Annotated in this window: 23 protein-coding genes; 14 read left to right on the top strand and 9 right to left on the bottom strand. The window is 42.3% G+C overall.

Annotated features, from left to right (window positions below; genetic code table 11):
- Positions 1-7: 7 nt before the first annotated feature.
- Both FHS68_RS01365 and FHS68_RS01360 read left to right on the top strand, forming a co-directional pair.
- A complete protein-coding gene (locus tag FHS68_RS01365) occupies positions 8-1,018 on the top strand; it encodes a gliding motility protein GldB-related protein (RefSeq protein ID WP_167268665.1) in 1,011 nt (336 codons plus the stop codon).
- Between the two features lie 48 nt (positions 1,019-1,066).
- The gene (locus FHS68_RS01360) at positions 1,067-2,152 is read left to right on the top strand and encodes a complex I subunit 1/NuoH family protein (protein ID WP_167266498.1); all 1,086 of its coding nucleotides are present in this window, start codon (positions 1,067-1,069) and stop codon (positions 2,150-2,152) included.
- Position 2,153: 1 nt separating this feature from the next.
- On the opposite strand, the gene FHS68_RS01355 is transcribed toward FHS68_RS01360, so the two are convergent.
- The 3 genes from FHS68_RS01355 to FHS68_RS01345 form a co-directional block, all read right to left on the bottom strand.
- Positions 2,154-2,606 carry a DUF3299 domain-containing protein gene (locus tag FHS68_RS01355; protein ID WP_167266496.1) on the bottom strand — a complete coding sequence of 151 codons (453 nt, stop codon included), beginning with the start codon at positions 2,604-2,606 and terminating at the stop codon, positions 2,154-2,156.
- 61 nt (positions 2,607-2,667) lie between these two features.
- Positions 2,668-3,879: an ABC transporter permease gene (locus FHS68_RS01350; protein ID WP_167268663.1), complete on the bottom strand. Its 1,212-nt coding sequence runs from the start codon at positions 3,877-3,879 to the stop codon at positions 2,668-2,670.
- 14 nt (positions 3,880-3,893) lie between these two features.
- Positions 3,894-4,520 (bottom strand): ABC transporter ATP-binding protein, encoded by a 627-nt coding sequence (locus FHS68_RS01345; RefSeq protein WP_167266493.1) that lies wholly within the window; start codon positions 4,518-4,520, stop codon positions 3,894-3,896.
- A 154-nt stretch (positions 4,521-4,674) separates the two neighbouring features.
- Between FHS68_RS01345 and FHS68_RS01340 the strand changes: the two genes are divergently transcribed.
- Genes FHS68_RS01340 through FHS68_RS01320 form a run of 5 tightly spaced genes read left to right on the top strand, consistent with a single transcriptional unit; the run spans position 4,675 to position 8,732 of the window.
- Complete coding sequence (locus FHS68_RS01340) at positions 4,675-5,685, top strand: DUF6089 family protein (RefSeq protein ID WP_229211735.1); 1,011 nt, start codon at positions 4,675-4,677, stop codon at positions 5,683-5,685.
- A gap of 48 nt (positions 5,686-5,733) precedes the next feature.
- Positions 5,734-6,396, top strand: coding sequence for a type IX secretion system protein PorG (porG, locus tag FHS68_RS01335; RefSeq protein ID WP_229211734.1), 663 nt, complete (start codon positions 5,734-5,736; stop codon positions 6,394-6,396).
- A 3-nt stretch (positions 6,397-6,399) separates the two neighbouring features.
- Entirely contained in the window at positions 6,400-6,942 is a 543-nt protein-coding gene (locus FHS68_RS01330; protein ID WP_167266490.1) for a DUF2911 domain-containing protein, read from the top strand.
- Between the two features lie 26 nt (positions 6,943-6,968).
- Positions 6,969-7,856: a trypsin-like peptidase domain-containing protein gene (locus FHS68_RS01325; protein ID WP_167266488.1), complete on the top strand. Its 888-nt coding sequence runs from the start codon at positions 6,969-6,971 to the stop codon at positions 7,854-7,856.
- Between the two features lie 51 nt (positions 7,857-7,907).
- Positions 7,908-8,732 carry a phytanoyl-CoA dioxygenase family protein gene (locus FHS68_RS01320; RefSeq protein WP_167266485.1) on the top strand — a complete coding sequence of 275 codons (825 nt, stop codon included), beginning with the start codon at positions 7,908-7,910 and terminating at the stop codon, positions 8,730-8,732.
- A 1-nt stretch (position 8,733) separates the two neighbouring features.
- On the opposite strand, the gene FHS68_RS01315 is transcribed toward FHS68_RS01320, so the two are convergent.
- Complete coding sequence (locus FHS68_RS01315; protein WP_167266483.1) at positions 8,734-9,429, bottom strand: YjjG family noncanonical pyrimidine nucleotidase; 696 nt, start codon at positions 9,427-9,429, stop codon at positions 8,734-8,736.
- 378 nt (positions 9,430-9,807) lie between these two features.
- On the opposite strand from FHS68_RS01315, the gene FHS68_RS01310 reads away from it, so the two are divergent.
- The 4 genes from FHS68_RS01310 (at position 9,808) to FHS68_RS01295 (ending at position 12,363) form a co-directional block, all read left to right on the top strand.
- Positions 9,808-10,407 (top strand): RNA polymerase sigma factor, encoded by a 600-nt coding sequence (locus tag FHS68_RS01310; RefSeq protein WP_138368148.1) that lies wholly within the window; start codon positions 9,808-9,810, stop codon positions 10,405-10,407.
- Positions 10,382-10,630 (top strand): hypothetical protein, encoded by a 249-nt coding sequence (locus tag FHS68_RS01305; RefSeq protein ID WP_167266480.1) that lies wholly within the window; start codon positions 10,382-10,384, stop codon positions 10,628-10,630. Before FHS68_RS01310 ends, FHS68_RS01305 begins: the two co-directional genes overlap by 26 nt.
- Before the next feature lie 137 nt (positions 10,631-10,767).
- Positions 10,768-11,451: an endonuclease III gene (gene nth / locus FHS68_RS01300; protein ID WP_167266478.1), complete on the top strand. Its 684-nt coding sequence runs from the start codon at positions 10,768-10,770 to the stop codon at positions 11,449-11,451.
- A gap of 54 nt (positions 11,452-11,505) precedes the next feature.
- On the top strand, positions 11,506-12,363 hold the full coding sequence (locus FHS68_RS01295) for an FKBP-type peptidyl-prolyl cis-trans isomerase (RefSeq protein WP_167266475.1): 858 nt from the start codon (positions 11,506-11,508) through the stop codon (positions 12,361-12,363).
- A gap of 51 nt (positions 12,364-12,414) precedes the next feature.
- On the opposite strand, the gene FHS68_RS01290 is transcribed toward FHS68_RS01295, so the two are convergent.
- The 4 genes from FHS68_RS01290 to FHS68_RS01275 are packed head-to-tail and all read right to left on the bottom strand — an operon-like array spanning position 12,415 to position 17,162.
- Entirely contained in the window at positions 12,415-13,542 is a 1,128-nt protein-coding gene (locus FHS68_RS01290; protein WP_167266473.1) for a DegT/DnrJ/EryC1/StrS family aminotransferase, read from the bottom strand.
- An 8-nt stretch (positions 13,543-13,550) separates the two neighbouring features.
- A complete protein-coding gene (locus FHS68_RS01285) occupies positions 13,551-14,144 on the bottom strand; it encodes an acetyltransferase (RefSeq protein ID WP_167266470.1) in 594 nt (197 codons plus the stop codon).
- Between the two features lie 10 nt (positions 14,145-14,154).
- Positions 14,155-14,739, bottom strand: a complete 585-nt coding sequence (locus FHS68_RS01280; protein WP_167266469.1) for a sugar transferase — start codon at positions 14,737-14,739, stop codon at positions 14,155-14,157.
- Between the two features lie 14 nt (positions 14,740-14,753).
- Entirely contained in the window at positions 14,754-17,162 is a 2,409-nt protein-coding gene (locus FHS68_RS01275) for a thiamine pyrophosphate-dependent enzyme (protein ID WP_167266466.1), read from the bottom strand.
- 206 nt (positions 17,163-17,368) lie between these two features.
- Here FHS68_RS01275 and FHS68_RS01270 point away from each other — a divergent pair, with 206 nt between their 5' ends.
- Positions 17,369-17,764, top strand: coding sequence for a DUF1573 domain-containing protein (locus FHS68_RS01270; protein WP_167266463.1), 396 nt, complete (start codon positions 17,369-17,371; stop codon positions 17,762-17,764).
- Between the two features lie 65 nt (positions 17,765-17,829).
- On the opposite strand, the gene FHS68_RS01265 is transcribed toward FHS68_RS01270, so the two are convergent.
- Complete coding sequence (locus FHS68_RS01265; protein ID WP_167266460.1) at positions 17,830-20,745, bottom strand: putative LPS assembly protein LptD; 2,916 nt, start codon at positions 20,743-20,745, stop codon at positions 17,830-17,832.
- A gap of 74 nt (positions 20,746-20,819) precedes the next feature.
- Between FHS68_RS01265 and FHS68_RS01260 the strand changes: the two genes are divergently transcribed.
- Entirely contained in the window at positions 20,820-21,617 is a 798-nt protein-coding gene (locus tag FHS68_RS01260; protein ID WP_167266457.1) for an N-acetylmuramoyl-L-alanine amidase family protein, read from the top strand.
- Positions 21,618-21,644: 27 nt separating this feature from the next.
- Positions 21,645-22,610, top strand: coding sequence for an MlaD family protein (locus FHS68_RS01255; RefSeq protein ID WP_167266455.1), 966 nt, complete (start codon positions 21,645-21,647; stop codon positions 22,608-22,610).
- Positions 22,611-22,674: the final 64 nt, after the last annotated feature.

Genomic DNA, 22,674 nt, shown 5'->3' with positions numbered 1-22,674 from the left:
CTATCGAATGCTTTATTTCAAAGGCTTTACCATCATGATATTTTTAGTGGTAATTTCATTTTCCTGCAATACAGACAAAACACAGGAAGCTGATAACAGTTCGACCGTATCAAATTTGGTTTCCGAAAATCTTGACCAGGAATTTTTCGCCTGTAAATCGGTGGACGAAGTTCAAGGTTTTCTTAAAAAGCACCCCTCCTTGACCAAGTTTTACTTTGCCGATTCGTCTGTTGATTCAACCCAATTGGCTCAGCAACTTTTCAGTATTTCTCAAAACCCTGATTTTCAATCTTTCCGAAATCAATTGGATTCCTTAATTGGGAGCAGGGACGAGACCATATTAAAACCTTTGTCCAAGGCTTTTAGGCAAATTAGATACTACTATCCCGGATTTAATGTTCCCAAGATACAGTTTATGGTTACTGGTTTCACTGGCAACGATCTCTATATTTCCGACTCTCTAATTATCATTGGCTTGGACTATTTTGGAGGGCCAGCTGCACGATACCGGCCCAATGTTTTCGATTACCAACTCAGACGTTATCAGAAAGAGTACATTGTACCTTCAATCCTTTTTTTCGAATCAAATCAATTCAACAGGATAAACTTGGGAGACCAGACGATGTTGGCAGATATGATTGGCTACGGGAAAGGGTATGAATTTGTAAAACAAATTATGCCGGAAACGCCAGACAGCCTTATTGTGGGTTATTCAGAAGAAAATCTGGGTCGTACCTATAACAGTCAGCAGCAGATATGGAGCTATTTTATCGCCAGTAAATTACTATACGAAAAGAGTGATCTGATCAAAAGAAAATTTATTGAGGAGCGCCCGTTTACCTCTGAAATCGGGGCGAAGATCCCTGGCGCTATTGCGAGATGGATTGGATGGCGGATTGTAAGCAGATATGTAGCAGAAAATCCGGAAGTTACTTTGCCCCAATTAATGGAAATTGACAATGCGCCAAGGATCTTACAGGAATCGGGATATAAAGGGCAACCGGACGAAGAACAGTAAGTTTTTTGACTAGTTTTGTAGCATCAAATTATACCTCAATAGCCGTTAATGCCATTTACACTGATCTTTTTCCTCCTTTTTGTCCCTGGTTTCGTAGTGATCGGCGTATATCTGGAACGGAAAGTTTCTGCTTTCATTCAAGACCGGATGGGGCCGATGGAGGTTGGTAAATGGGGATTGTTGCAGCTATTTGCCGATCTTCTGAAGTTGCTTCAAAAAGAAGATATTGTTCCGAAGGCTGCCGACCGTCCGTTATTCCTTACAGCACCTCTTGTAATTTTCATTTCGGTTTTCGCAGGTTTTGCAGTTGTTCCGCTCGCGCCAGACCTGGGAGGCTCAGGAGCAGCCGTAGGCGTTTTTTTCCTTTTAACCATTGTTTCAATTGACGTCGTTGGGTTATTAATGGCAGGATGGGGGTCAAACAATAAATTTGCCTTGTTTGGCGCCATGCGTGCAGTTGCTCAGATTATTTCTTATGAGATACCACTAGGTTTGTCTATTCTTTGCGTAGTAATGCTAACACAAACGCTTGATTTGCAAATTATAAGCCAGCAGCAGGGCATTTATTCATCAGATACCATATATCTTTTTGGAATGAGAAAACTTGGGGTAGATGTTACTTCGGTCGGAGGCTTTTTGTCTTGGAATATCATTCGAAATCCATTTCTCCTGCTTGCTTACATTGTTTTCTTCATTGCTTCTCTTGCGGAATGTAACCGCGCTCCATTTGATTTACCAGAAGGCGAGTCAGAATTGGTTGCTGGATTCCATACCGAATATTCGGGTATGCGATGGGCGCTGTTTATGCTATCCGAATATGGAATGATGCTGCTGGTTTGCTTATTGGGAGCAATTCTTTTTTTGGGAGGCTGGAATACGCCTTTTCCCAACATCGGGCCTCTCCGGCTTGCAGATTGGACCAGCGGCGAGCCCGGAACCTGGTTCGGATATATTACGGGGATTTTCTGGATTCTGAGTAAGGCAATGTTTGGAATTCTTATCCAAATGTGGGCACGTTGGACGCTTCCAAGGCTTCGCGTAGATCAGCTAATGTATTTGGGCTGGAAAGTTCTAACCCCCGTCGGGCTGGTTTTATTTTTTATCTCAGGAGTCTGGCGGCTGATTGGTATTTAAGTCAGTCTGCGATTTCAGCCGCGTCCAGGATGTAATTCATTTGGTAAATGTCGTCTGCATTGAGTTTCAGTGTACCAGTAAACGTCAGACGTTCATCCGTTTTGAATTTACGACTATCCTTCTTTTTGAAATTTAAAGTCATAACTGTTTCAGGACCAGCACCTCCGCAGAAAAAACAGGCACTGAACGGAAATGCAGAAAGCACATATAAGTTTGCATCCAGATCGATCGGCAATATGTAGCCAGTAATTGATACCTGCTGGTTTTTTAGTTTTTGGACGCTTGGCCCAAAGGTTGGGTGAAGCATATATATGGATTCTTCCGCATACCATTTCTTCTTAAAAGTAACATCCCTTAAAATTTCCCAGGTTACTTTCACAGGCTCCCCGGCAGGCCGGAACGCGCATAAAAAGGAAATGCAAGCAATGAATAGGGCAATCCTCAACAATTTCATTAGCGGTCAATTTACTTTGTTTTACAAGGTGTTAAAAACCCAGACAAAAGTACGTACATTATCATTCCTCCGCCAGTGTACGCGAAATATTCAATTTGTAGATGCCTAGAGACGGAAGTGCCGCGGCAATTGCGCCTATCACCAGAGCCACAACAAACAAATAAACTTCTTCTGGCAGGATGCTGAAACCTCTCAACGAATAGTGGAAGTCCTGTTCCGCAGCCCTCGAGAATAGCCATAGTCCCAGCCTACTTAAAATGATTCCTGAAAAGAAGCCAATTACCGCCAGGGATACACCTTCAATTAAAAGCATCAGAAATAGGCGGGATCGGGTTGCCCCCATGGATAGCATGAGCGCCATTTCGTATTTCCTCTCTTTTAAAGAGTTATATAATGAGATAAAAACACTTACCCCGGCAATGCTAATGATGATAAGTGCGAGGGCGCGGAGTGTTTCAATTCCTACGCCGAGCAGTGAAAATAACCGATTGATTTCAATGCTGGGCAAGGCGGCTTGCATGGATGTATTTTCATTGATCTGCCTCGGGAGCGTGAGCAGGCCCATCGGGTTCCTAAACTGTATCAGCGCACTGGTTACCTGCTTATCTTCTTCGTTCGGCTCAGCATTTATATGATTTGACGAACCAGATTCTTCCTCATGCTCATGAATATCCCAGACGCTCGAAAGTCGGGTAAGAATTAGTTGATCTACCACACTTCCGTTGGGTTCAAATATGCCGGTCACCTTGTACTTTTTATTTCCATGGGTTTTCCCCTTCGAATCCAAACCGTGAGAACTCGAGAATAAATCTCCTATTTTCAAATTGGAATTCCTGGCGACTTTGCTGCCAATGGTAACCTCCATGGAGGCATTATATAATTGTCCTGCCAAGACCTTCGCCTGAAAATGCTCAACATACTTTGGAGTAGTGCCTACAATGCGAAATCCCTGGTAACTATCGCCCATGGAAAGAGGAATTACAGTCTTCACAAAGGGATTCTTTCTGAGAGAATTAACCTCAGTCAATGGAACGTTCCCGGTAGGTGCGTCGATCTGATATATGCTGGAAAGGATCAATTGCAACGGGCTGCCTTTCGCTCCTACAACCATATCAATCCCTCTTATATTTCTGCGAAATTGTTCGTCCAGTTGTCTGTCTAGCAATAATAGCAGCGAAATCATGCCTATCCCAAGCGTAAGCAAAAGAGCGCTTAAAAAGCTGTTGAGTTTCTTATCCTTCAAGTTGGCAATGCTGATCTTAAAGAGGTTCATGCGATATAATCTATTCATAAAGTCACCCGGTTGGAGAATTCGTCTTTTAAACGCTGGTCGTGTGTCACCACTACCAAACTCGCCCCAATTGATGCTGATTGGCGTTTCAGCAGATTGATGACCTTTTCGCAATTGCTGTCGTCAAGACTGGAAGTAGGTTCGTCGGCTAGTATGACATTTGGATCATTCATCAAAGAGCGCGCAATGCTAACCCTTTGCTGCTCACCCTGGCTTAATTGGGTTGTTTTCTTTGATAAATGCTCTGCAAAGCCTAATTCTTGCGCCAGATAAATAGCCTTTGCCCTATCCTGCTTTTGATTTGCCAAATAATTGGAAAGCAAAATATTGTCTATTACAGATAAGGAACTTACAAAGTGTGGACGCTGATAAATAATGCCAATATGTTTTGCCCTGACTCGGGTAGCAAGCTCAGGAGAAAGGCTATTAGCCAGTTTGCCTGCAATCAGAATTTCACCGGAATCAGGTTTTAGAAGAAGCGCAAGCAGATGAAGCAATGTTGTTTTTCCTTTTCCTGATTGACCAAGGATGAGGAGCGCTTCTTTGTCTTTACAACTAATATCAGGAAAATCGAATTTTTTCAAAGAGGAGTATGAAAAGCGAAGATTGCTGGCCGTGATCATAATGTTCCTTATTTGGTACGCAATGATAATGAAGTTTTGTTACGGCTAAAAAAAATTGGCGCTACAAATAAATTTTGGGTAAATACGTTCAAAAGGAGATACAACCTGAAGAAAACCAACAACTATTCTATTTTTGCAAAAAAATCGATCTCAAATGCGTAAAAATTTTGAATTGAAAAGTGTAACCGGAGCGCTGACATTGATCTTGACTTTTGGGTTATTATTGACAAATACGGATTCACAAGCACAAAGTCGCGGTATCTTTGTCCCCTATTCGACAGTGGGAGCCGGCATTGGGACTTCCAGCTACTTTGGAGATTTCGCACCTTACAGAAGACCTTTTTCCTCTATTTTTTATATGATGCGTTGGAGTGCGGGTGGTAACTATACTCGCCATTTTACGCCAAGATTGGCTGCCAGAGCCAGTTTTACATATGCTAGAATTGCCGGCGATGATTACATTTCGAATCGTAGTTCCAAATATGAGTCCAATGTTTTTTACGCCAGAAACCTCCATTTTCGCAATGATTTGAAAGAGTTTTCTATCCAGGGGATATTTAAACTCACGCCGGATAACCGAAGCTATGACCGACGTCCTCAATTCGGGACATATGTTTTCGCAGGCATTGCGTTAACCGCTCATAATCCGAAAGCATTAGATTCTTTAAAAGGGGATTGGGTTAAATTGCAGCCACTTGGTACAGAAGGGCAGGGAAACGAAGGTTACGCGAAACCCTATTCGCTCGTCCAGTTTGCTATCCCAATCGGGATTGGAGTGAGGTATAAAATAAACTCAAGATTTGATGTGTCCGCTGAACTTGGTTTTAGGAAAACGTTTACAGATTATCTTGATGACGCACATGGGAACTATGCAGATCCGGCATTATTTGCTGATGATCCATTAGCGCTTGCACTCTCTAACAGATCAACAAATCAGCTTGCGGTAAGAAAAGGTGCTGACAGGACCGAATCCTTAAAGAAATTTTTGGTGGTTAATTATAGCCTGGAAACTAATGATCCTTTGGCAGCCCTGCCAACAACGGGATTTGCAGCGCCAGGGACGGCAAGAGGAAACAGCCCGACTTATACAGACAACTACCTTTTCGGCATGATCCATATCAATTACATGCTGCCTTCACAAATCAAATGTCCTCCACTTAAGTAATTTGAAAAACCATTGAAGTACGTTTTTAGAAATTTGAATAGTAGATACTTGCTCCTTTCAATAGTGGCAGGTATTTATTTTTTAATGGCGGGTAATGGTTTCGTTTACGCTCAAAAAATTGAGTTGGGTGCCGGCGTTGGAGGATTCAATTACAGAGGGGATATTTCGCCTACTTTGAGAATGCGCTTTTTCAAACCGGGAGGAAGCCTTTTTTTTCGTTTTAACCCAAATCAGGCATTGTCTTTACGTGCAGAAGTGGCAGGAGGGATTATTGGTGCAGATGATAAGTCAAGTAAAGATCCGTTTCAAAGGGTCAGAAACATGTCATTCAGGACAACAATCCTGGAAGGCAGCGCTGTGGCGGAGTACAACTTCCTTAATTTTCAGGAACGGAGATTTGCGGTAAATTGGAGTCCTTATTTATTTGGCGGCATCGGTTATTCGAAGTTTAACCCTAATGTTCAGACAAGTCCTTATAAAACAAGCACTTTTGTACTTCCTTATGGGGTTGGAATTAAATATCAGATTAGGCGTCCCTGGAACATTGGGTTAGAATATGGGACAAGGAAAACTTTTACAGATTATCTGGATAATCTGGGCGGAGAACCAGTTTCTACAGATAAAATTCAGGGTGATCCTTCCTTGAAAGATAATTATTACTACGTTAGGCTTTCGATTAGCTATACCTTTTACAAAATCGTTTGCCCTTGACATATGAAAAAAATTCTTCTCGTTATTTTAGGTGTCATAATAATATTTGTAGTTGGCTTTTTTGGGGTTAGAAAATATACAAAATCGTTCAGCCCGGAGGCCATTGCGGAGACATCTGAGAATGGAATTAAAATCAAAGTCATTTATAGCAAACCTGGTAAAAAGGGACGGTTGATCTTTGGAAGGCAACAGGATAAGGCACTACTTCCCTACGGAAAAGTTTGGCGCACCGGTGCCAATGAAGCTACCTTGATTGAAATAGGCGAAGAGGTTTTGTTATCAGGTAAAACGGTCAAAGCAGGAACATATTCGCTGTATTCTGTCCCCGGGCAAAGCAGCTGGAAAGTCATCCTAAATGCGGAGACGGGACAGTGGGGTACAGAATATAACGACGGTAAAGATATTTTGAGGGTTGAAGTCCCTATTCGGATCAGGCCGTCGGTGCAGGAGCTTTTTGAAATTTATTTTGAAGAATTACCAAATGGAGTGAATATGATTTTAAGCTGGGACCAAACGGAGGCCTTGGTCCCATTCATTAAAAAATAGTTGCCACAGGCTTTCTCCTCCCGTTTATGTTCGTCGACGCAATTGAAAAAGTAGATCAGTTCACACGTCCAATCCACTTTATTTTTCGCTACTACACCGGCAGCGACATCGTTCCAGGCACTGCTACCTTGTTTTTTGTAAATGAAGATGGGTTTGCCGTAACCTGTAAACATGTTGCAAAACAGATTTTGCATGCGCAATCCATTTATGAGAACTACCTGAAATTTAAAGGAGAATTAAGAAAATTCGAAAAAGATCCTGGTTACGAAACCCAGAGACAACTGTTAGAATCCAAGTATAAAATTACCGGCGATAATCCGATACGCATTCTTTTTAATTTCATTCAATGCGTACAATCCTACAAAGGCCTGACCATCCATTTACATCCAACTCAGGACCTTTCCATCATTCAGTTTCATGATTTTGAAACCAAACTATATCAAAGCAGTGCCCGCTTTTTGAAAGATTCGCGTATGGTTAAACAGGGCAGATACCTGTGCCGACTCGGTTATCCTTTTCCTGAATTCACTAATTACCGCTACAATAAAAATACTGGTGACATTGAATGGGTAAAGGAAGGAAGGGTGAAAACACCAAGCTTCCCAATTGATGGCATTATTACGCGTCATATTGGTGAAGCAAATGAAGTAACTGGGATTGAAATGAGCACGCCTGGACTGAGAGGTCAGAGTGGCGGTCCTCTTTTTGACCAGAATGGCATTATTTATGGTATGCAAAGCGCCACAAGGCATCTGCACCTGGGATTTGATCAGGTTAATAAGGAGGTTATTTCTGAGGGGTACAGAAGACGGGTTTCTAATTTTCCATTTCTAAATGTAGGTCAATGTGTCCATGTGACCGTGATCAAGCAATTTCTTCGGGAGAAAAAAATTGCTTTTAGTGAAAGTGAATAGGCAGGTAGTTTTGGGAACTCAAATTCTTTTTTTGTTTTAAGCTCTACTAAAATGACTTACTTAAATACCGAATTTCTTCAAAGTGAGCTTTCTAAGCCATTTGTTCTACCCGAAGGGGCTGTTGAGCATTTTAATACCTATGGTTATGTAAAGCTCAAAGATGTTCTCAGTGCGGAATTGCTCTCGCACTACGATTCAGTCATAACTGATCTGGTTTTTAGTTTAAACAAACTAACGAAACCGATGGAAGAGCGGACGACCTATGAGCGTGCGTTTCTTCAGGTAATGAACCTTTGGAGGGAAAGCGACGAGGTAAAGGATTTTGTTTTTTCGGCGAGGCTGGCAAAAATTGCTGCTGACCTTTTACAAGTTAATGGCGTAAGGCTTTATCATGATCAGGCTCTTTATAAAGAATCTTCCGGCGGAATTACACCATGGCATGCAGATCAATTTTATTGGCCTTTGTCATCTCCCAAGACCGTCACAGTTTGGATTCCATTGCAGAAAACGGAAATGGAAATGGGGCCACTTGCTTTTGCTGAAAAAAGCCATCATGTGGAGATTGGCCGCGATCTTGAAATAAGTGATGAAAGTGAGGCAATCATGGCAACTCAATTAAAGCAATTCGAGGTAAGTGAGGCACCGTTCGATTTGGGAGAGGTTAGTTTTCATGCAGGATGGCTGTTTCACCGGGCAGGTCCCAATAGCTCAGGTCGCCCGCGCAAAGTTATGACGATGATCTATATGGATCAGGAACAGAAAATTGTTCAACCCCGTAATGAGTACCAGCACGCTGACTGGGAAACGTGGTTGTTATCTAAACCCGTAGGTGGCGCAGCCGATAGCGAACTAAATCCGGTGCTTTTTGCATATTGATTCAAAAAATATGCATTAGTTCTTCTAGGCGCTGGATATCATAAGTTGGGGATTCATCAAATTTTAGTCTAGCCGGATTAAAATATGCAGTATCCAGCCCAACTTTTTTCGCACCCAAAATATCTGCCACCCAATTATCCCCAACCATAATGCTTTCTTGTCGCGTTGCATTTGCAATGTCTAGAGCAAATTCAAAAATTGCCGGATCAGGTTTTTTTGCCTGGGCAGTTTCAAATGTGATAATGTTATCAAAGAAATGGCCAATCTCTGAACTGGCGATTTTTCTGGCCTGCATTCCATTGAAACCATTTGTGATAATGTGCATGCGATAGCCGCTTGAAAAAATGTGATTCAGAAGATCAAGAGCCCCTTCAAGCAAATGCTTTTTATCCGGTAAAGTCCGAATATACAATTCCCCGATTTCGATATGATTTGGAGGGCAATCTACCCCTAGCTCTTCGAAAACCATTTTGAATCTATTTTCGCGTATATAGGTATGGTGTAGTTTTCCCTGATCAAAACCCTCCCATAAGGAAGTATTTATTTTTAGAAATGATCGTACAAATCCATCGAAGGAGCCTATTCCATATTGATCTAGGGTTAGTTGATAGAAAATTTCTTCCAACGATTCTGACGAATTTTTGTCGAAATCCCATAGGGTATGATCCAAATCAAAAAAAATATGCTTATACTTCATTCTAGAAAAAGTTCAATAATTATAAAAAAAATTAAATTATCCTTGAAAAATTAAATGATATAAATACAATACTTTGAGTGATCTGATTAGGCCTGTTTTAGCGTATGTTTATTTGATAAGTTCAATTATTTATTTCTAAAAGGACAGCAAAGGTTATTGAGGTCAAAATATTCCCAAAAAAAGCCTTTGTTGTTAACATGTGTTAATAATAAATATTTTGTAAAAAAAAGAAACCGAAAGATTTGCAAATTATTTCTCAAATCCATTTCTTTGATTCGTATAATTCGAAATACAGATAATTACTTCCAAATTTTCACCAGACAGAAAGGAGAAACAATATCGACGAACCGCTCTACGTTAACTAAATCGAATAGTAAAATGGAGAAAGTCCAAGTTAGCGACAGTGAGTTGGTAACATTGTATGTCCGTGGTAATGAGAAAGCATTTGAAAAGCTAGTTCAACGTCACAAATCAAGAATATACACCACTATTTATCTAATTGTCAAAGACCAGTATGTAGCCGAGGATTTGTTGCAGGATACATTCATAAAAGCAGTTGACACGATAAAAGGTGGTAGATATAATGATGAAGGCAAGTTTTTGCCATGGATTATACGGATCGCACACAACCTCGCCATTGATTATTTCAGACGCGATAAACGCTACCCCAATGTAGTGTTCGAAGATGGAAGCAGTGTTTTTAATACACTTGATTTTTCGGAAGATTCCGTTGAGTCGATCCAGATTCGTCAGGAGACACATGAGCAACTGCGGGAGATGATCCAGCGGTTACCTGATGTTCAGAAGCAAGTGCTGATCATGCGCCATTATGAGGACATGAGCTTTCAGGAAATTGCGGATGCGACAGGTGTGAGTATTAATACGGCATTGGGAAGAATGCGTTACGCGTTGATAAATCTGCGTAAACAATTTAACCAACGTGCCCCACAGTATGACAAAAACTTTTACCTACGATGATGTTGTAAGGTATTTATATGCCGAGACAACAGCGAATGAAAATGAACTGATTGTCGAAGCTCTTGCGCTTGACGACAACCTGATGAATTTCTATCTTGATTCGCTCGAAATACAGAATCAGATGAACAAAATTAGACGTAATCCATCTGAAAGGACGATTACGGAAGTTTTCAAATATTCAAGACAATTCACTTCTAAGAGACCTGCCGCTCTTTTGTATTAGTAGAAAGCGACAGTTTTTTTTGCCAGCCATTCATTGAGTGGCTGGTTTTTCCATTATTCAAAAGTAATAAATCGCTCCACTGACATCATTCTGATATCCTACTTTAAGAAGGATTCTTTGAACTGATAGCACCATTCATGAAGAGAAAAGAACGTTTCAGTTTATTTCTGAATTATTTTACCCAACATTTTCCCGAACCCCAGACCGAGTTGAATTATGTTGATCCATATCAATTGCTGGTTTCAGTAATTCTTTCAGCACAGTGTACGGATAAAAGGGTTAACATCGTAACACCTCCTTTGTTTGAGCGTTTTCCCGATCCACAAGCGCTGGCTCTTTCGACTGCAGAAGAGGTTTTTACCTACATCAAGTCCATCTCATATCCCAATAATAAAAGTAAACATCTGGTAGGGATGGCCCGCATGCTTGTGGAGAACTTCGGTTCTGAAATACCAGCGTCAGTTGATGAACTGAAAAAATTGCCTGGGGTTGGGCGTAAGACGGCTAATGTGATTGCCTCGGTTATATTTAATCAGCCAGCGATGGCTGTGGACACCCACGTTTTCAGAGTTTCCCATCGCTTAGGTTTGGTTTCCTCTACTGCCAAAACTCCGCTGGCGGTTGAACGGGAATTGGTAAAATATGTTCCCCGAGATCTCGTTCATAAGGCTCATCATTGGCTGATACTTCATGGCCGTTATATTTGCGTTGCCAGAAATCCTAAATGCCACGAATGTCCATTAACTTCTTTTTGTAGTTATTACGAAAGAAATGTGAAGATCAATGTTTTAAAATCCGGATTGCAACCAATGGTTAAATGAAGGAGTCTACCGTTAAGTTATATAGTTTTATTAGTTTAGAAAGTGATCGAAAAGATGAAGCGTATTAATCTAGTATTTTGTTTTTTATTGGCAATGGTTGTTGGGCTCTCCGGGTGTATGGATTCGGATGGAAATCAGGATGAGCAGAAAATCACCGAAAATGAAGCTGCTATTCAGGCTTATATTAAAACAGACAGCCTGGGCTCAAGTGTTGTGAAGGACAGCTCCGGACTTTATTACATTATCCGTAAATCCAATCCTACTGGTGAGCGTGTGAAAAAGGGGGATGGAGCGACGGTGAAGTTTACAGGATACCTTTTAAATGGTGCAAAGGTCTTATCCGTTCCGGGAGATTCAGCTTTTACTTTTCCTGCTCAAGGATATTCAACCGGTTTTGCGGGTTTGGAGCGAGGTATATTTCTAATGAGGACAGGTGAAAAAGCATCATTTTTATTGCCTTACTTTCTGGCATTTGGCAATGTCGAACGTGTAAATATCCCAGCATATTCTCCAATCCGACTTGAAGTTGAGTTTCTGAAAACCCGTACGGAAATTCAGCAGATAGATGAATTTCTGTTGATGAAAAAATTTAAAGTTTCCGAGAGGACTAGTGACAATTTAGTCATCATTCGGACAAATGTGGTTACGACCGGAGACTTGATTGGAACTGGGAAATCAGTTAATGTGAAATATGTTGGTAAATTCTTAAATGACAAAAAGTTTGATGAGGGAACGCTTAACGTCACGACAGGCACAAACGGTGTTATTCCTGGGTTTGATACAGCGATTCAAAAAATGAGAAAAACCGAAAAGGCTATTATCATTTTCCCTTCCCCTCTTGGATATAAGGCTTCCGGATTTGGTTCGGTACCTCCATTTACACCACTTCAGTTTGAACTAGAAGTGCTTTAAACGTAAAATACTGAGGTCCTTCAGGGCTGTTGTGTCATTCGCACGCAGCCCTTATTTTTTGACCATACCAGTAATAAGCAGACATATGTCTAAAAGTTTTTCTTGGGGCAAATCGGAGCCCGAAGGCAGACATAAGCCCGTTTGATAAAGTTCTTTGCTCACATTGCTACCAAAATACGGCGCATTTGAGAAGATAGGCTGCAAATGCATCGGCTTCCACAAAGGCCGGGATTCGATTTGCTGGCTAGCAAGATTTAATCGCACATTTTCCGGGGTAATTCCCAAGTCTTCATGTAAAATAATAGTAGTTAGCCAGCGATTGGAAAGCGATCCCGCGGACTCCACTTGAAAATTTATGCCTGGGATCTTCCGTAACAGATTTTTGTATAAGTTAAAATTGGCGCGCCTTTGAATTATTCGCTGACCTAGTACTTTCATCTGACCCCGCCCGATCCCAGCACAAACATTACTCATCCGATAATTATAGCCTATCTCCGAATGTTGGAAATGAGGGGCGGTATCTCTTGCCTGAGTAGCTAGGAACAGTGCTTTTTCGATATACGACTTATTGTTTGAAATAAGCGCACCTCCACCAGACGTTGTAATAATTTTATTTCCGTTAAACGAGAAAATGCCCAGGTCACCGAATGTTCCCAGTTGCTTTCCATTATAAACTGATCCCAATGCTTCGGCTGCATCTTCAATTATAGCTATCCCATACCTTCGACAAATCGCCGAAATTTCATTGAGTCGGCACGGCATCCCATATAAATGAACACAGATAATAGCTTTGGGCTTTTTGCCTGTTCGTACATAAAATTGAATTGCATCTTCAAGCGCATTGGGACAAATGTTCCATGTTAAAGATTCGCTATCAATAAAAACCGGGGTAGCGCCCACGTAAACGATGGGATTAGCACTGGCGGCAAATGTAAGTGACTGACATAAAACGAAATCACCTTCGCCAACACCTAAAACAAGCAAAGCCAGATGAATGGCAGCGGTGCCGGATGAGAGCGCAACTGCGTAGCTGCTTCCAGTATAGGCGCACAGATCGTTTTCGAACGCCTTAATGTTCGGACCAGTCGGGGCTATCCAATTTGTGTCGAATGCCTCCTTAATATATTTTATTTCCGTTCCTCCCATGTGCGGAGGAGAAAGAAAGATTCTTTGGTTCATAGTATGTGCTAAAATTTTATTAGTCTTGCCGGATTTCCGCAAACGGTAACATTATCTGGAATGTCTTTGGTAACCACACTACCCGCTCCAATTATACAGTTTTTTCCAATTCTAATGTTTGGAAGAATGATGGTTCCTGCTCCGATCAAGGTTTTCTCCCCAATCCAGACACTTCCGCAAATAATTGCCCCGGGTGCTATGTGAACAAAATCCCCTAGCCCGCAATCATGTTCTACAATAGCTCCTGTGTTAATAATCACATGGCTGCCGATTGTGGAGCCAGCATGCACGATGGCTGCGTGCATAATAACAATTCCCGCATTCATCCGTACACTTGAATCAATATGAGAAGACGGATGTATAGCATTACCAAAGCGATGATTAATCTTTTCAGATACCTGGCAACGGGCTAAATTATCGCCGATAGCAATGATAATTAGTTCCTCTGACAAAATGGATGGATCATAGGGAATGCTTTCATGGAATCCCTGCTGGCCCTTTTTTGAAATATCATCATCGAAAATTGCTTTCACAGTTTCTCTGCATGCGTGTAAAATACTGAAGACCACCTTCGCGTGACCGCCTGCGCCAAATAGTATCATTGCATGTATATTAGCCTTGAAATTTCTTTACGTAGCCATTATCAGGGTCATTAATCCCCCGCCGAGTTATGATCCTTTCTATTGTCAAAAACAGGATTTTTAAGTCTAGTAAAAAGGATTGATTTTGAACATATTGAAGATCGTATTCGAATTTTTCAGCCCAGCCGATCGAATTTCGTCCGTTAACCTGAGCTAAACCAGTTATGCCAGGTAACACCGAGTGACGAAGACGTTGATAAGGACTATACATTGGGAGATATTCTGTTAACAGTGGTCTTGGACCAACAAAACTCATATCTCCTCGCAGCACATTCCAAAGCTGGGGCAATTCATCCAATGATGTTTTTCTCAAGAAATTGCCAATTGCAGATATTGCGGAATCACCAGATTCTGTGACATGTTCTGGTATCGAGCGGAATTTTAATAATGTGAAGACCTTTTCATGAAGACCTGGCCTGGGCTGACAAAAAAATGGTTTTCCCTTGAAATGAACCCAGAGAATAGGACTGATTAAAATAAAAAGCGGTAGCAGGATGGTCAATCCTGTTACCGCTAAAATGATGTCAAAAGTTCTTTTTCCTAATTTTTGATACATGAAAATCAATGACGTTAAAACAGCTCCGGGAAATGTTCGGGCTCTGCTTCACGCATGATTCGATAAACAGTTTCAAAAATATCGTCCATGTTAGGTTTCGAAAAATAATCACCATCAGACCCATATGGCGGACGGTGATCCTTTGCTGAAATGGTTACCGGGGCCGAGTCAAGCCAGCGATAAGCATCCTGCTTTTCTACAACCTGTTGCATCATAAAAGCTGATGCGCTGCCGGGTAAATCTTCATCTGCAAATACAACCCGGCTGGTCTTTTTAATGGATTCAAGAATACTGTTGTTAATATCAAATGGCAAAAGTGTTTGCACATCAATCACTTCGACGTCAATGCCCACATTTTGCAACTGAGAAGCGGCCTCTATTACTATACGACACATGGAGCCATAAGTCACAATAGTAATATCATTTCCTTCACGAATTATTTCAGGAATGCCCAGCGGAACGCAAATTTCACCAATATTATCAGGAAGTATTTCCTTCAGACGGTAGGAATTAAGGGGCTCAACAATCAATGCAGGATCATCCCCTTTCATAATTGTGTTATAAAAACCGGCTGCTTGTGTGAAATTTCTTGGTACAATCACGTGCATTCCACGTAAACTGCTCAACATCGTCCCCATTGGAGATCCCGAATGCCAGATCCCTTCCAGCCGATGTCCCCTGGTTCGCACAATCACCGGGGCTTTTTGGCCGCCAGCTGTTCGGTAGCGAAGCGATGCCAGATCATCGGTCAATGTGGCCAGTGCGTAGTAGATATAATCAAAGTATTGGATCTCAACAATCGGGCGCAGGCCGCGCATAGCCAAACCTATTCCCTGACCAATGATCGTCGCTTCCCTAATACCGGTATCTGTAATTCTTAATTCACCATATTTTTCCTGAAGTCCAGCAAAACCCTGGTTTACATCTCCAATCATCCCAATGTCTTCGCCCAAAGCCACGACTCTCGGATCTTGTTCGAAAAGAGCATTGAAATAGGAGCGGATAACTTCACGGCCATCAACCATCGGGCTACCCTCTGAAAAAACCGGCGCCACGGCTTCCACCAACATTGGAGAATCGGCTGTGTCACTGTAAAGGTGTGTATTGAAGCGGGCCACATTTTCCTTCAAATGACTACTCAAAAAGTCTTTTAAGGTATCTTTTAGAATGTTATCCTCTCTCCCAATAATCCGGAGCGCTTTACGAACGCTGGCAATCATATCTCTGCGAACCGGCAAGTAAGTTTTGGACAGCTCCAAAACGACATTACTTAATTCACTCGCAAATTTACTTTCACGCCCCGTCTCCTGGATAAGCTGAATCGTTTCCAGATATTCCTTATCAATGTCTTTTCGATATGCTTGCCAGGCCTGGTTTCTTGCCTGCGAAGCTTTTTCCTTCGATTCCGATTCAATTTGTTCCAGCTCTTCGTCCGTTGCGTAACCGTTTTTTAGTATCCAATCACGGAAACGAACATTGCAATCGTGTTCCACTTCCCAATTAAGACGTTGCTTGGATTTGTAACGTTCATGCGATCCGGAGGTTGAATGACCCTGTGGCTGTGTGAGTTCGGTGACGTGAATAACAACGGGAACGTGCTCTTCCCGGCACATATCTGCCGCTTTTTGATACGTTTCGATCAATGCAGGATAATCCCAACCGCTCACTGAGATCACCTCGATACCAGGCTCGTCCTCATTACGCTGAAAACCAGCAAGTGCTTTTGAAATGCTTCCTTTTGTAGTTTGATATTCAATTGGAACCGAAATCCCATATCCATCGTCCCATACCGAAGTTAGCATTGGGATCTGTAAAACGCCTGCTGCATTCATTGCCTCCCAGAACATGCCCTGTGAGGTGGAAGCGTCACCAATAGTCGCAAATACTATTTCATTTCCCTGGCGGGAGAATGTATCCAGGTAATGTAGTTCCTTATTTTCGCGGTATAATTTTGAAGCGTAAGCCAATCCTACGGCGCGGGGGATCTGGCCAGCAGTGGATGAAATATCGCAAACAGAATTGAATAATTTGGTCTGATCAAGCCACTCCCCGTTTTCATCCAGCCACCTGATCGAGAAATGACCATTCATGGATCGCCCGCCTGTACTGGGCTCATGCGCCAGATCGGGATGGGCATACATTTGTGCAAAAAATTGCTGCCATGTAAGATTTCCAAGTGCTGCCTCGATCGTCTGGTCCCGATAATATCCGGATCGAAAATCACCCTGTTTAAAAGCCCGGGAAAGTGCAATTTGAGCTACTTCTTTACCATCCCCAAAAATGCCAAACTTAGATCTCCCGCCCATGGTATCCTTTCGCCCCAGCAAACTTACCTGTCGACTCTCGCACGCAAGACGGTAGTCATTGGTAATATTTTCCTTCGTCAACACATTGGAACCGGTCAAACTATCATTTTCAAGCATAAGCAAAAGTTACTGGTATGAATCCGTAGTTAAATTACATTTTTTTGAATGCAAGCCAAAGTTACGCAGGAAAATGATTGTGCCGCACTCGCGTTTGCAACTTTACAACCACTGTTAATATTGGTTAACGATTATTATATTTAGTTTTTATGCCTTAATCTTGTTTGCTAATTATTTGTTTCACCACTAAATGTACAGTTACAGTTATGAAAGTATTTCTTTCGACATTGGTTCTTCTGGTAGGCCTTACCACCGCTAGCTTTGCGCAAAAAGGTGTTTTGAAATTTAAAGAAGAAACACACAAATTTGGTAAGGTGCCACAAGGAACTCCTGTTACGCATGAATTTACATTCGTTAATACAGGCACTGATCCCGTTGTTCTTTCCAATGTTACGGTGTCTTGCGGATGTACGACTCCGGTTTGGTCAAAAGACCCGGTATTACCAGGAAAGACAGGTTCTGTTAAGGCTACTTTTAATGCGGCTGCTTCGGGTCCGTTTAACAAGCCAGTTACGGTTTTTAGTAACACAGAAGGCGGCTCAATTACTTTATACCTGAATGGCGAAGTGGTTCCAAAAGCTGCCAAGGCCTCCTCAAAGTAATTTCGCCAAAGACATTTCACTGGTCAGTCCTTTTTAGGGCTGGCCTTTTTGTTTATAAAGGGATGTTAATAAGCAGACCGGTCGTAGAATGAACGGCGGCGGGTCACTTTCAAATCCTGCAGAATGGCAGATTTCACTTTTAATGTGAAATTGTAGTTACTGACCCGGGAAGCGGCACCGGCAAAAGGTGTCCAGCTGAAACTCATATCCCAGCAATGCAGATCGCGGTATAAGGTTAAGGAAGTAATGGTTGGAGAAAAAGCCGTGAAGTCAAATCCTGTATTAATGCTGATCTTGAAATTTTTGGATAAGCTCAAATCCCCCGTTGCCTGCACAGCCTGGATGAGCGTCGCTCTTGAAAGGCCCGGTTTGCTCAGGCCGAAGTTATAGTTCAGCGACACGTTCCAGGGAATGTTGAAATCCACGTACAATTCCGGATTTTGCTGAACGAATTCCCGTTGTTCTTGGGTAGCAGCCGAGTTGTTTGCATTAGGATTGTTGGGATTATTGGGAGGCGTTTTATCCTTGTCCGAACTTTTAGGCGAAAAGCTGGTACCCAATGTAAAGCCCAGACTTTGCAAATTGGCCAACCCCTGCCCTTGGGTGATGGCATATTTATTCACCTTATTCCCGACCTGATTGGTCAATATCCTTGGATTTGCTTCGTATGAATATGGATCCAGGTTCATATTGAAATTCAGGTTCAGGTTCCGCCCAATACGTGCATTGGCATTAATGTTGATGTTCGAAAGATTGAGTGAATCGGCCAGCAGGTTATAACTTCCGCCCAAACTTAAATTGTCCAGCAAAGAGACTTTCTCAAACTGGGCAGCAGCCGTATCGCTTTTGGATTTCAGCTTCATTTCAAAAGAATTATTCAAACTGAACGAAACAACGCTGGAAGCCAGTCCATTCCCAACGCCGGAACCGACTCCACGAAACCTTGATAAAGAGTATTCTTTAATTTCGCCCTCCCGACTCAGCACATTGATTTTTTGATAAAAGCCAAAAGCGTCACCCGTGAAATCTGGCGTGTAAGTGAATGATAGTGAGGGTATAACTGTATGGCGAATTGCTTCTAGACGTTTGCCTCCGAAGAAGAAAGTCCCGTAAAAACGCGTGTTCATCCCTGCACCAAAATTATAGGAATACTGTGTTCCCGCCTGGTTTAATGTGTCAATGGTAACCCGGTTATCTTCGCTAACTGAATAATTGTATTGTTTGGTAAAAACTTCGCCTTGTAACGATATGCTCGGCGTAATGTTAACAAAACGCAATACCTTGAAGTTAGGAAGTGAAATTGGCAGGCTATAACGGCCGGTAAATTGTGCATCCCTAAGCATTTCCGGAAGATTTCCTATGTTGAAGGGAACAACTTTGGTGGTGTTCAGGCGGGTGGTGTCAATGTCATTTGCAATGGTAAAGCCCAAGCGGCTATACGTGGTATCAATGGCAGTCAGCGAGTTAGTTAAGGTGTAATTTCCGCTGAAATCAAGACCAAGCCGGAAGCTTTCATACCAGCGGCCTCTACCGCCTTTCAGGGCAAATGGGGCAATTTGGTTTACGCCAAAACTAAAATCTGAGGATACGTTTGTTTTACCACCTTTCCGCTTATTCCCGTCATTCGGATCGGCCTGTCCAAAGTTTTGGTTAACCCGCAAACTGGCCGCCGCACGCATATATTGACCAAAAGTCCGGTTGTACTGAACAGATGAGCTGGCTACGTTAGAAATGTATTTTTGTGTGTCAAACTCCTGAAATTGGTTGTAACTGTTGCTGCTGACATTCACATTGGCGGAGAATGTCGAATTCCCACGCGCCTTAGGTGCATGCGACCAAATGACGCTGAAATCATTGGTTACCCCACGTCCTAAAAGCCTGTCAACTTCATCACTTGACTTGTTTTTGTTAAACCGTAAAGCAAGATTTCCGCTGTATTGGTAACGCCTTATATAAGTGGATTGGAGTCCCAAGCCCCAGCTTCCCGTGGAGTAAATCTGCCCTGTAACAATCGCATTGACATATTCACTGATCGCAAAGTAATAGCCTCCTTCACGAAGATAAAATCCTCGTCCGTTTGGTTCCTCACCATAAGTCGGGAAAATGATACCGCTGGTACCGCTTTCTTTTTTCTTTGGAAAAGGGAAAAAACCAAATGGCAATGCAATAGGCAACGGAACGTCGCTGATCACAAGATTGAAAGGCCCGGAAATCACCTGTTTCTTGTTGACCATTTTTATCTTTGGCGCATTGATGAAGTAATGCGGGTGGGTGAGGTTACAAGTTGTGTAAATCGAATGACGAATGTAAAAGTTGCCTTCCGCATCCTTCTTCACTTTCTCACCCCTGATATTGCCATCGCCTTCCTGCGTTACAATACCCTGGATCAGCGCTTTTTTAGACTGGAAATTGTACCTGATTTCTTTGGTATTATAGGTCTCGCCGCCATCCTGAAAGATGGGCTCGCCAGCCATTTTTTTTGCCGTCGAATCATAAGTTCCGATCGCATACACCTCATTGGTGACCCAGTTGAGCCTGATGTAGTTTGCCTTTAAATTGATCGTACCATAGTTAACCTCTGCATTTCCGTACAAATGCACTTGTTTCAAAACCGCGTCCATAATGGTAGAATCTTCTGCAGTATATTCGACTGCATTTTGAAGGTCATCCGGATTAGAAAGGGTATCAGCAGCGGTTGAATCCGAGGAAGCTAACCCTTTGTTTATGAGAGAAGTATCACCTTTTGCGAAGGATGCATTGGACGTACCTGCCTTACCGGTACCTGAGGTGTCTGTGCCAGCCTTTTGATTTGCTTTAAGAAGAGCATCCGCTGATTGCTTTTCAGAAGCTGAAACATTCTGCTTTCCCTGATTTTTCCCGGACCTCTTGGAGCCCTGCCGCACGCAAGCTAAAGTGCTGAACAGGAGAAACACCACAACTACGGACGATATAATAATCGCCTTTCTTTTCAGTTCTAACAAATAGAGTATTTTTGCATATCGATTTCAAAATTAGCAGAGAAACCTCTAACGAGTTACGCCCCAATAAAAAAATAATGTTAAAAGTTCTTAAATTAGTAATTGCAGCAAGTTTTCTGCTAATAAGCCTCTCTTTTGCAATCCGACAAGAACCGGATACTTCTAAATCTTCCAGCAAAGTTAATACCGTAGTCATCGATGCCGGACACGGCGGTAAGGACCCTGGCACGAGGGGGCGTACGACAAAAGAAAAAGATGTAGCATTGAAGGTGGCCCTGGAACTTGGGCGAAAAATTAAAGAAGAAACACCTGAGGTTAAAGTTCTTTTTACCAGATCAACAGATGTTTTTATAGAACTGGGGGAGCGCTCCGCTTTTGCAAATCGCAATAATGCCGATCTGTTCATATCAATTCATTGCAATGCTACCCCCCGATCCAAAACAGTTCACGGTACGGAAACCTTTGTAATGGGTTTGCACAAAACAGAAGGTAACCTCGAGGTTGCGAGAAGGGAGAACTCAGTAATTTTGCAGGAAACGAACTATAAGCAGAAGTATAAGGGTTTTGATCCCAATTCCCCCTTAGCCCACATCATGCTTGCCAATTATCAGAGTGCTTTTATTTCAAGCAGTCTCCGTCTGGCTGATCTGATAGAAAAGAAATTCCAATCTGTATCTGATCGGGAGAGTCGGGGTGTGAAGCAGGCTGGATTTTTGGTACTTTGGCGCTGTGCAATGCCCGCAGTTTTGATAGAAACGGGTTTTTTGTCCTCTCCTGACGAGGAAGATTATCTTAGTTCGGACGACGGACAGACTGAGGTCGCCGAATCCATTCACCAGGCGTTTACGGCCTATAAAAAAGATATGGATCGATAAATAGTGAATACCAATTAATTTTAGTCCATGAAAATATCAAGAGAAGCAAAAGTCGGGATCATGGCAATTTTGGCTATGGTCATGCTCTATTTTGGCTTTCACATCCTCAAAGGCTCTGACGTTTTTTCCAGAACCTATAAATATTATGTGGTTTACGATAATATTGATGGTCTCACAGCATCCAATCCAGTGCTACTCAATGGTTTAAATGTAGGAAGGGTTCAGGAAATAAGGTTATTGCAAAATCGCAAAAATCATTTGCTGGTCTCGCTGGATGTTCAAAAAGGTGTAGCTGTTCCAAAGGGAACAACGGCAGTACTCGCTGACGGTGGCCTTCTGGGAGGAAAAGTGATCCATTTAACATTAGGTAATGGGGCAACATTGCAAGACGGCGATACCCTACTTGCAAACAAAGAATCAGGCATTTCAGCGGTTTTGCAAGAACAAGCGTTGCCTCTGGTAACCCACGCAGATTCACTAATTAAAAACCTGAGCCAGGTTGTGGCAGGATTTCAGGAAACTGGATTGATCCTCAATCAGGTACTCAGGAATTACAATCAAACGGGAAGTAATCTGCAGGGATTATTAGATGAGAACAGAAGTAACCTGCTCGCGATGACGTCCAACCTGAACAAACTATCCACTTCACTAATCGAAACCGAGAAGGAATTGAAGCCGCTTCTGGCAAAAACAGGTACACTCGCCGATTCCCTGAGTGCATTGAAGCTTGGAGAAACAGTTCAGAACGCAAACCGCACAATTGGAGAATTGCATACACTTCTTGCCAGCGTTGAATCGGGGAAAGGGACTGCGGGGAAATTGATCAAAGATGAAACACTTTATACCAACATTGACCGGACTATTGTAAGCCTCAACAAGCTTCTGACCAACCTCAGGGAACATCCAAAGCGCTACATTAACATTTCTGTTTTTAGTAAAAAAGACAAAGGTCCTTCGGAATCAACGTTAGATACCGCTACAAAAGTCAATTAAGACATACCAAGACGGTCACGTCAAATAAAAATTCAAGTCGTTTGCTTACCGGTGAACGACTTTT

It is taken from the genome of Dyadobacter arcticus, from assembly GCF_011762185.1.
GTDB lineage: Bacteria > Bacteroidota > Bacteroidia > Cytophagales > Spirosomataceae > Dyadobacter > Dyadobacter arcticus.
This window is presented reverse-complemented; position numbering and strand designations above follow the sequence as displayed.